The 10,492-nt window shown below is 72.0% G+C and carries 5 protein-coding genes and 3 pseudogenes; 5 read left to right on the top strand and 3 right to left on the bottom strand.

All coding sequences use genetic code 11. The features are described from left to right. The first annotated feature begins 11 nt into the window (after positions 1–11). From JM949_RS29095 to serA, 5 genes and pseudogenes are all read left to right on the top strand, one after another. Positions 12–2,224: pseudogene (locus tag JM949_RS29095) on the top strand (putative bifunctional diguanylate cyclase/phosphodiesterase). A 193-nt stretch (positions 2,225–2,417) separates the two neighbouring features. After that, positions 2,418–4,295: pseudogene (locus tag JM949_RS29100) on the top strand (acetolactate synthase large subunit); the annotation flags it as partial. An 81-nt stretch (positions 4,296–4,376) separates the two neighbouring features. Continuing rightward, positions 4,377–4,892, top strand: coding sequence for an acetolactate synthase small subunit (ilvN, locus tag JM949_RS29105; protein ID WP_203151365.1), 516 nt, complete (start codon positions 4,377–4,379; stop codon positions 4,890–4,892). A gap of 94 nt (positions 4,893–4,986) precedes the next feature. Further along, entirely contained in the window at positions 4,987–6,000 is a 1,014-nt protein-coding gene (gene ilvC, locus JM949_RS29110; protein WP_203151366.1) for a ketol-acid reductoisomerase, read from the top strand. Between the two features lie 344 nt (positions 6,001–6,344). Further along, positions 6,345–7,943 (top strand): phosphoglycerate dehydrogenase, encoded by a 1,599-nt coding sequence (gene serA / locus JM949_RS29115; protein WP_203151367.1) that lies wholly within the window; start codon positions 6,345–6,347, stop codon positions 7,941–7,943. A 73-nt stretch (positions 7,944–8,016) separates the two neighbouring features. Here the strand turns inward: serA and JM949_RS29120 are convergent, their stop codons facing one another. From JM949_RS29120 to JM949_RS29135, 3 genes and pseudogenes are all read right to left on the bottom strand, one after another. Continuing rightward, complete coding sequence (locus tag JM949_RS29120) at positions 8,017–8,373, bottom strand: hypothetical protein (RefSeq protein WP_124774447.1); 357 nt, start codon at positions 8,371–8,373, stop codon at positions 8,017–8,019. 408 nt (positions 8,374–8,781) lie between these two features. Beyond that, positions 8,782–9,141: pseudogene (locus tag JM949_RS29125) on the bottom strand (FAD:protein FMN transferase); the annotation flags it as partial. 68 nt (positions 9,142–9,209) lie between these two features. Then, positions 9,210–10,379, bottom strand: coding sequence for an ATP-grasp domain-containing protein (locus JM949_RS29135; protein ID WP_203151368.1), 1,170 nt, complete (start codon positions 10,377–10,379; stop codon positions 9,210–9,212). Positions 10,380–10,492 lie beyond the last annotated feature (113 nt).

A 10,492-nucleotide genomic window follows, 5' to 3' on the forward strand; every position in this document is an offset into this window, starting at 1 on the left:
CCCTGCTCAGCCTGCTGCTCGGGGTCGGCGCCGCGCTCAGCGCGAGCGACCACTGGGCCCACGAGCAGGGGCCGCGTACCGGGTGGGCGACAGTGGTGGCGATCGGCACGGCACTGAGCGGGCTGGCCTTCGCGGCCGGGCTGCTCCGGCTGCCCGGGGTGGCGGCCACCGCGGCGGGCACGGCCCGGCTCGCCCTGGACGGGGTGGTCGTGGCGGCGGCGCTGTGGTTCGTCGGCTGGGTGCTCTTCTCCGAGCCGACCCGTCTGCTCGGCGCCGCCACCCCGGTGGCCTGCCCGGCGATCCTGGTGGCCACGGTGAGCGCCGCGCTCGGCGCCGGGCTCGCCGTGATCATCGTCTTCCGGGCGGCCACCCCACGTCGACGGCTCGCCTTGCTGGGCGCCGGCATCAGCGCGGTGAGCTGCGGCGGGCTGGGGCTCAGCGCGGGGCTCTGCCAGGCCGGGCCGACCATGGCCCTGACCGGTGCGGCAGTGCTCGGCGCCGGCCTGCTGACCGGCGCGCTCGCGGTGTACCGGGCCGACCGGCCGGGGCAGATCGACCTGGACGTGGTCGGTCGCGACGGCGAGTACGCGATCGCTCCGATGCTGGCGATGGCCGCCTCGGCGATGTACCACCTCGCGCAGAACGGCCGGTTCACCGCGGCCGGCATCGTGGCGGGCAGCGTGGAGGGCTTCGCCCTGGTGGCGCGGCAGTACCTCACGCTGCGCGACGTCCGGGGGTACGCGGGTCGCCTGGCCGAGCGGGAGGCGCACTTCCGCGAGCTGGCGCACACCGATCCGCTGACGTCGTTGGCCAACCGGCGTGGGCTGCTCCGGGCGCTGCACCGCAACGCCGCCGACCACAACCCGTGCGTGCTGCTCGGTCTGGACCTGGACGGCTTCAAGAACGTCAACGACATGCGCGGCCACGACGTGGGCGACGCGGTGCTGGCCGAGGTGGGCCGGCGGCTGCGTGGCAACCTGCGCCCCGGCGACGTTGCGCCCGGCTGGGCGGGGACGAGTTCGCCGTCCTGATGCGCGGCCGGCCGGTGGAGGCGGACCGGGTCGCCGAACGGCTGCTCGGGGTGCTCAACCGACCGTACGACCAGCCGGACGGCGCGGTCTTCCTGTCGGTCAGCATCGGCGTGGCCGGCTGGGCCGACGAGCCGGACGTGGAGCTGCTGCTGCGCCACGCCGACCTGGCTCTGCGCTACGCCAAGCAGCGCGGCAAGAACCGGATTGAGCGGTACGACGCCACGTACGACCAGCTGCTGCGCCGGCGGACGACTGTGGAGCACGAGTTGCGCGGCGCCATCGACCGCGACGAGCTGCGGTTGGCGTTCCAGCCGGTGGCGTCGTTGCCGTCGGTGCGGCCGGTTGGTGCGGAGGCCCTGCTCCGCTGGCACCACCCGGAGCTGGGCAACGTCCGCCCGGACGAGTTCATCCCGCTCGCCGAGGAGTGCGGGATGATCGCCCCGCTCGGTGCCTGGGTGCTGCACCAGGCCTGCCACCAGCTCTCCCGGTGGCTGGCGGACGGGCACGACGTCTGGGTGTCGGTGAACGTCTCCCCGCGTGAGTTGCACGCCCCGGAGTACGTGGTCCAGGTCGCCGAGGCGCTGCGCGCCCACCACGTGCCGCCGCAGCGGCTGGTGCTGGAGGTCACCGAGCACGCGGTCGCCACCGACCTGGACGAGCTGATCCGGCGGCTGACCGCGTTGCGGCTGACCGGCGTCCGGATCGCGCTCGACGACTTCGGGGCGGGTTACTCGTCGCTGGGGCAGCTGCGTCGGCTGCCGATCGACATTCTCAAGATTGATCACAGCCTGGTCGCCGAGCACGAGCCGGTCCGACCGGTCGGCCAGGATGGCCCGGCCTTCGCGCCGATGGTCGACATCGTGATGCGGCTGGGCCATCAGCTGGGGCTGGAGGTGATCGCCGAGGGGGTGACCAACCCGACCGAGTTGGCCGCGGTGGTGGCCGCCGGTTGCCGGTTCGGCCAGGGCGCGCTCTTCGGCTGGGGGGTGCCGGCCGAGCACCTGGAGGCGATGCTGGAGGCGGCCACGTCACCGGGGGCGCGACCCGCTCCGGTGCCCGCCCAACGACGGCCGCAGGGGGAGTCCGGGCAGCTCAAACCCGCCGCCGATGGCGCGTCACCGGCCGACGCGCCGTCCCCCGTTAACCAACATGTGGGATCAGTTGACTCATCGCGTGAGATGCGTCAGGCTTAGCCTCATGTCGTCGTACCGGTCGCTGCGAGTACTTACTGAGCGCACTCTCCCTCATCGAGAGTGCGCTGGCCCCGTGCATCTGCACGAGGGCCGTTTTTATTGCCATCGGAACCTGGCGAGGCGGGTCCACCCGCGTCGCATCGCTTGACTAGCCACCAGCCACTCCAGCCGAAGGCCAGAACCGTCATGACCGAGACCCACGCCCGAGACCCTCGCCCACACCGTCCGCCGGGCCCGCGCGGCCGCCGACCCGGCCGTCGACGCCGACCAGGCCGCCGCGCGCACCCCGGCCAACCCGGCCACCCCGGCGGTACGACAGTCCGCTCCGGCCCAGGTCTCCGGGGCCGGCTCGCTCGTGCGGTCCCTCGAGGCGCTCGACGTCGACGTCGTCTTCGGCATTCCGGGCGGCGCGATCCTGCCGGCGTACGACCCGCTGTACGACTCGACCGTCCGGCACATCCTGGTCCGGCACGAGCAGGGCGCGGGGCACGCCGCGACCGGGTACGCGCAGGCCACCGGCAAGGTCGGCGTCTGCATGGCCACCTCCGGCCCGGGCGCGACGAACCTGGTCACCCCGATCGCCGACGCGTACATGGACTCGGTGGCGATGGTGGCGATCACCGGCCAGGTGGCTCGCCCGTCGATCGGCACCGACGCCTTCCAGGAGGCGGACATCCAGGGCATCACCCTGCCGATCACCAAGCACAACTTCCTCGTGCAGAACGCCGAGGAGATCCCCCGGGTGCTGGCCGAGGCGTTCCACCTCGCCAGCAGCGGGCGACCCGGCCCGGTGCTCGTCGACATCCCCAAGGACGTGCTCCAGGCGACCACCACCTTCACCTGGCCGCCCACCCTGGACCTGCCCGGTTACCGGCCGACCCTGCACCCGCACGGCAAGCAGATCCGGGAGGCGGCGCGGCTGATGGCCGGTGCCCGCCGGCCGGTGCTGTACGTCGGCGGTGGGGTGCTCAAGGCGGGCGCGACCGACGGGTTGCGCCGACTGGCCGAGCTGACCGGCATCCCGGTCGTCACGACGCTGATGGCGCTGGGCGCGTTCCCCGACTCGCACCAGCAGCATCTGGGCATGCCCGGCATGCACGGCACCGTCGCGGCGGTCTACGGCCTGCAGAAGGCGGATCTGATCGTCGCGCTGGGTGCGCGCTTCGACGACCGGGTCACCGGCAAGCTGGACTCGTTCGCCCCGGACGCGAGCGTCGTGCACGCGGACATCGATCCCGCCGAGATCGGCAAGAACCGGCACGTGGACGTGCCGATCGTCGGCGACGCCAAGCACGTCATCGACGAACTGATCGCCGCGGTGACGGTGGAGCGGTCGGCGGGGCGGGTCGCCGATCTCGGTGACTGGTGGACGCAGCTCGACGACCTGCGCACCCGCTATCCGCTGGGCTACGACGAGCCGGCCGACGGGACCCTGTCCCCGCAGTACGTGATCAAGCGGCTGGGCGAGATCGCCGGCCCGGACGCGATCTTCGTGGCCGGGGTGGGTCAGCACCAGATGTGGGCGTCCCAGTTCATCTCCTACGAGAAGCCGCACACCTGGCTCAACTCCGGTGGTCTCGGCACGATGGGCTACGCGGTGCCGGCGGCGATGGGCGCGAAGGTCGGCAGGCCGGACACGGTGGTCTGGGCGGTGGACGGGGACGGCTGCTTCCAGATGACCAACCAGGAGTTGGCCACCTGCGCGCTGGAGGGCATCCCGGTCAAGATCGCGGTCATCAACAACGGCAATCTCGGCATGGTCCGGCAGTGGCAGACGCTGTTCTACAACGAGCGGTACTCCAACACCGAACTCGGCACCCACAAACACCGCATTCCCGACTTCGTCAAGCTCGCCGAGGCGCTGGGCTGCGTCGGGCTGCGGTGCGAGAACGCCGATGACGTGGACAAGACCATCGCCGCCGCCATGGAGATCAACGACGCGCCCGTGGTGATCGACTTCGTGGTCGGCAAGGACGCGATGGTCTGGCCGATGGTCGCCGCCGGCACCAGCAACGACGAGATCATGTTCGCCCGTGGCGTCCGCCCGGCCTTCGACGAGGATGACATCTGACATGAGTGGGCGCAGCGAACGAATCAGCAAGCTCAGTCCTACCCATGGTCGTGACACGACCGAGCGAAGCGAGGCCGTGGCATGACCATGCATACTCTGTCCGTGCTGGTGGAGAACAAGCCCGGCGTGCTCGCCCGGGTCTCCGGCCTGTTCTCCCGGCGCGGGTTCAACATCGACAGCCTCGCCGTGGGCGAGACCGAGAACCCGGATGTTTCCCGGATCACCATCGTGGTCAACGCGGATTCGTCGCCGTTGGAGCAGGTCACCAAGCAACTGAACAAGCTGGTCAACGTCCTCAAGATCGTTGAGCTGGATCCGCAGGTCTCGGTTGCCCGGGAGCTGCTGCTGGTGAAGGTCCGGGCCGACCGCTCGGCACGATCCCAGGTGCTGGAGACGGTCAACCTGTTCCGTGCCCGGGTGGTCGACGTCGCGCCGGACACGCTGACCATCGAGGCCACCGGCACCCCGGACAAGCTCGACGCGCTCCTGCGCGACCTCGAGGCCTTCGGCATCAAGGAAATGGTCCAGTCCGGGCTGGTGGCCATCGGGCGCGGCTCGCGTTCGATCACCGCCGGTCCCGCGCTGCGGGCCGCCTGACCCGCCGCCGACCGGCCCCGCCGGGCCGTTCGGCGAATCCATCCGCACAGACCACGACGGGCCGCCCCGGCCGTCGTACGAAAGGGAAGTTCTCATGAGCGTTGAGGTGTACTACGACGACGATGCCGACCTCGGCCTGATCCAGGCCAAGAAGGTCGCGGTGATCGGCTACGGCAGCCAGGGCCACGCCCACGCGCTGTCGCTGCGTGACTCCGGCGTCGACGTGGTGATCGGTCTGCCGGAGGGCTCGAAGAGCCGCCCCAAGGCCGAGGAGCAGGGCCTGCGAGTGGTCACGCCGGCGCAGGCCGCCGCCGAGGCCGATGTGATCATGGTGCTCGCACCGGACACCGCCCAGCGCGGGATCTACGCGGAGTCGATCGCCCCGCACCTCACCCCGGGCAAGGCGATCTTCTTCGGCCACGGCTTCAACATCCGGTACGGGCTGATCAAGCCGCCCGCCGAGGTGGACGTGGCGATGGTCGCGCCCAAGGGCCCCGGCCACCTGGTCCGCCGCCAGTACAGCGACGGCAAGGGCGTGCCCTGCCTCGTCGCCGTCGAGCAGGACGCCAGCGGCAACGCGTTCGCCCTCGCCCTGGCCTACGCCAAGGGGATCGGCGGCACCCGGGCCGGCGCGATCAAGACCACCTTCACCGAGGAGACCGAGACCGACCTCTTCGGCGAGCAGGCGGTGCTCTGCGGCGGCGCGGCGGCACTGGTGCAGACCGGTTTCGAGGTGCTCACCGAGGCGGGCTACGCCCCGGAGGTCGCCTACTTCGAGTGCCTGCACGAGCTGAAGCTGATCGTCGACCTGATGTACGAGGGCGGCATCGCGAAGATGCGCTACAGCATCTCCGACACCGCCGAGTACGGCGATCTCTCCCGTGGCCACCGCATCATCGACTCCCGGGTCAAGGACGAGATGCGCAAGATCCTCGGTGAGATCCAGTCCGGCGAGTTCGCCCGCGAGTGGGTCGCCGAGGACGAGGCCGGCCGGCCCAACTTCACCAAGTGGCAGGCCGAGGGTGCGGCGCACCCGATCGAGGAGACCGGTAAGAAGCTGCGCGGCATGATGAGCTGGGTCGACCGCCCGATCACCGAGACCGCCTGACCGTCCGGCTCGGCCGGACGACCATTCCCCGACAGCCCTCGGACCGGCGCTCTCCCCAGCGCGGCCGGGGGCTGCCTGGCATGCTGCCGACGTCGATCGATGGGCGGCGGCACGCCCCTGCCCGGGCGACCGTGGCGGTCAGGTGAACTGTCGATGTCCGCCGACCAACAGCCCGTGTGAGGGCACTCACCCCGCAGACGGGAACACGTCGACCAGCGGGGCCCCTACGATCGCGGGTAGGTGTGCAGCCCGGCACCTGACGGCCACGGCACGGAGCAGCGCGGGGCGCAGTGCGGCGCCTCACCGCCCCGGGCCGATCGCAAACACGACCTCTACGAGGACCGATGAATCCTGTCGTACTGATCGCCGAAGAACTCGCCCCCGCCGCCATCGAGGTGCTCGCCCACGACTTCGACGTCCGTCACGTCGACGGCACCGACCGTCCGGCTCTGCTCTCGGCGCTCTCCGAGGCCGACGCCGTCATCGTGCGCAGCGCGACCCAGATCGACGCCGAGGCGGTCGCCGCCGCGCCGCGACTCAAGGTGGTCGCCCGGGCGGGCGTCGGGCTGGACAACGTCGAGGTGCCGGCCGCGACCGCGCGGGGCGTGATGGTCGTCAACGCGCCCACCTCCAACATCGTCTCCGCCGCCGAGCAGGCCGTCGCACTGCTGCTCGCCGTCGCCCGCAACACCGCGAGCGCCAGCTCCGCGCTCAAGGCGGGGGAGTGGAAGCGGTCGAAGTACACCGGTGTCGAGGTGCAGGGCAAGACCGTCGGCGTGGTCGGGCTCGGCCGGATCGGGGTGCTGTTCGCCCAGCGCATCGCCGCGTTCGGCACCCGGCTGATCGCGTACGACCCCTACATCCAGCCGGCCCGTGCCGCGCAGCTCGGCGTACGCCTGGTCGGGCTGGACGAGTTGCTGCGCGAGAGTGACTTCATCTCCATCCACCTGCCCAAGACCCCGGAGACGGTCGGCCTGATCGGTGAGAAGGAGCTGGCGATCGTCAAGCCCGGCGTCCGCATCGTCAACGCCGCCCGTGGCGGGCTGGTCGACGAGCAGGCGCTCGCGGACGCCATCGCCGAGGGTCGGGTCGCCGGTGCCGGTGTCGACGTGTACAGCAAGGAGCCGTGCACCTCGTCGCCGCTGTTCGCCTTCGACAACGTGGTGGCCACCCCGCACCTGGGCGCCTCCACCCACGAGGCGCAGGACAAGGCCGGTCTCGCCGTGGCCAGGAGCGTCAAGTTGGCGTTGCAGGGCGAGTTCGTTCCGGACGCGGTGAACGTGCAGGCCGGCGGTGTGGTCGCCGAGGACGTCCGGCCGTTGCTGCCGCTGGCGGAGAAGCTGGGCCGGGCGTTCACAGCGGTCGCCGGTGGGGTCGCCGCCAGCGTCACGGTCGAGGTTCGCGGCGAGATCGTCAGCCACGACGTGTCGGTGCTCAAGCTCGCCGCCACCAAGGGCCTGTTCAGCTCGGTCGTCGAGGAGCAGGTCACCTACGTCAACGCCCCGCACCTGGCGGTCGAGCGTGGCGTCGAGGTCACCCTCGCCGCCCTGGCCGAGACGGCGGAGCAGACCACCCTGGTCACGGTGCGCGGCGCGCTGCCGGACGGTCGGACGGTCAGCGTCTCCGGCACGGTCACCCACTCCGGCGCGCGGGACGTCATCAAGCTGACCGAGGTGGACGGCTTCGACGTCGAGATCGGCGCGGAGGGCATCCTGCTCTTCCTCCGTTACGCCGACCGACCCGGTGTGGTCGGCACGGTCGGCACCCTGCTCGGCGAGTCGGGCATCAACATCGCCGCCATGCAGGTGGCTCGGCGGGAGGCCGGCGGCGAGACGCTGATGACGCTCACCGTCGACCAGGCGCTCGGCGCCGACCTGCTCACCTCGGCCGCCGAGTCCATCGGCGCGACGGCGGCCAGCGCCGCGGACCTGCGCGACGAGTAGCCAACGGCACGCACGACAGGGGGCCCGGCGATTCGCTGGGCCCCCTGTCGTCTCCAGGGTGGGGTGACCCGGCTCAGCCGGGCAGCCGCGCCGGAGGCGGGTAGACCGACCCGTCCTGCGGGTCGAAGAGCATCAGCCCGTGCTCGCCGGCCAGCCGCTCGATGTCCAGCAGCACCTGGTCCGCGCAGGTCGGGTGCAGGTTCAGCTCGACGTGGTCGTGGGCGGCGTGCAGTGGCGCCACCGCCCACGGGCTGTTCGGGCCGGGGTGACGGTCCGGATAGGAGGCAGTGATCGCCCGGTAGAAGCTGACCACCCGCGGATCGGGGTAACGGTCCACGTGTCGCCCCTGTCGGCAACCGTCGACCGCTGTCCGCACATCCTCGGGCGTCGCCCCGTCCTCCAGGGCCCACACGCTCAGATCGAAACTCACGGCGGATAGCGTGCCATCCGTCGTTCACCATGTCGAAACTGCCTCGCCGCCGGTGAACCGCCGATTCTCTCAGTCTGTGGTAGCAACGGTCCGCTGTGGAGACTCTTGCGTCGAGTTGCGTCGATTCGCTAGCGTACGCACTGCGGTCACTGGCCGAGTTCGAGGCGCCGGCCCGTCTTCGGGTGGCGCGGTCGACGTCCGGCCCGACCGGTCCGCACCCCTCGATTGTGCGAGCCACGCGCACTCGTCGCTGACCGGCCCCCACGGTCGTTGCCGAGACCGTGGGGGCCGATCGCAGGGCCCGACCGGCCGACCATCACCGGACCGGCAGGTTCACCGGCCGAGGGCGGCCGAGGTGCGAATCGGGCCGGAGCACCGCGGGGAGACGGGCTCGGTGCGGCGACGTGCTCAGCGGCGGTGGGCGAAGAGCGCGCGATAGTCGGAGTTGCCCCGGAACCAGGCCAGGCCGGTGGCGCCGGCGGCGTACAGCGCGGTGGCGTAGGCGTCGGCGATCGTCAGGTCGGGCCCCACGACGGTGGCGGCCACCAGGTGGTCGGCCGGTTCGCCGGTGTGCGGGTCCACCACGTGCCCCTGCCGCCCGGTCACCCCGGAGGTGCCGACCGCGCCGGCGGTCATCTCCAGCACCAGCGGCGCGGCGCCGCGCAGGTCCTGCTGGAAACCGTCCGGGCGGACCGGGATGCGCAGCAGGCCGGCCGGGTGCGGCACCACCCACCAGTCGGCCCCGTCCGGTCGACCGGTGCTCAGCAGACCGCTGTGGTCCTCCCGCAGCAGGGCGTCGAGCACCCGGGCGAAGACCTCCCGCTCGCAGTCGTCGGTCACTCGACAATGGTCCACTGGAGGTGGCGCCGCAAGTCCGCCAACGACCGCCGGACGGTCTCCTCGTCGGGGCCGATCGCGTGCAGCACGGCGAGGTAGTCGCGGTTGGTGCCGGTGCGCTCGGCGGTGTGGCCCACCTCGCGCAGCGGATGGCAGCCGAGCTGGACGCCGCCGGTGCTGGTGTTCCGCCGGCCCGGTGCGGCGGCGAGCCGGCCGGAGCGGTCCGCGCAGACGTACTCGACGTGGGCGTGCCTGTCGACGGTGGCGGGCAGGTGGAGGGTGGCGAGCGGCTCGCCGAGGTGCAGGCGGATGACGTGCTCGAACAGCGGCACACCGAGCAGTTCGGCGAGGATCAGGTCCATCCGGTCGCCGATGAGGCGGTAGTTGACCTCGATGAGCCGGACCCGGCCGGCGGAGATGACGTACTCGGTGTGGCAGGCGCCGAAGCCGACCCCGAGCGCGTCGAGCCGGGCCCGCAGTTCGGCGCTCGTCGGCTCGGCCGGTGGCGACCAGGCCAGGCTCTCCTCGATGAACGTCGGTGGCGGGCCGAGGCTGGTGCGCCAGCCGCCGAGGGAGGCCAGCGCGGTTCCGTCGCCGAGGGTTTCGAAGGTGCGCAGATCCCCGTCGAGATACTCCTCGACCACCAGGGCCACGTCCGGCCGCCGGCCGCGGATCTCGGCGACCCGGGCGACCAGCTCGGCGTGGTCGGCCACCAGGTACGCGTCCTCGCTGGCCACCCCCTCCCGGGGCTTGACCACCGCTGGGAAGATCTCGGCTGGCACCTGCGGCGGAGCGCCGGGGTCGACGGTGCTGGCGAGCACCAGGTCGAGCCCGGCATCGGCGATCGCCCGGCGGGTCGCGGCCTTGTCCTTGCAGAGCCGGGCGGCGTCGGGGTTCTTGCCGGGCAGGCCGAGCTGTGCTGCGGCGATCGCGGTGGCCTCCTGGAGGTGGTCGCTGTTGGACAGTAGCGCCACCGGTCGGGCGGGTGCCGTCGCCGCGACCACCGCGGCCGGGTCACGGACCGCGCACCGCGCCACCGGCACGTCCGCCGGCCACTGGTCGGGCCGGTCGGTCAGCACGGTGGCCGCCAGCCCGAGGGACGCCGCCGCGGGGAGGAACCCGTCCAGTACGGCGTCGGTGGGGTTGAGCGCGGTCAGATACAGCCGCATACCGCCTCCGTCGATCACCAACCGTGCTCACGCCACCGCGTCGACGGCGTCCACCGCCGGCGGCTCGGCCGCCGGGCCGGCCATCGGAGCGGGCCGGCGCGGGAAGCGTCGTT

This window comes from Micromonospora tarensis (assembly GCF_016803395.1).
Lineage (GTDB): Bacteria > Actinomycetota > Actinomycetes > Mycobacteriales > Micromonosporaceae > Micromonospora > Micromonospora tarensis.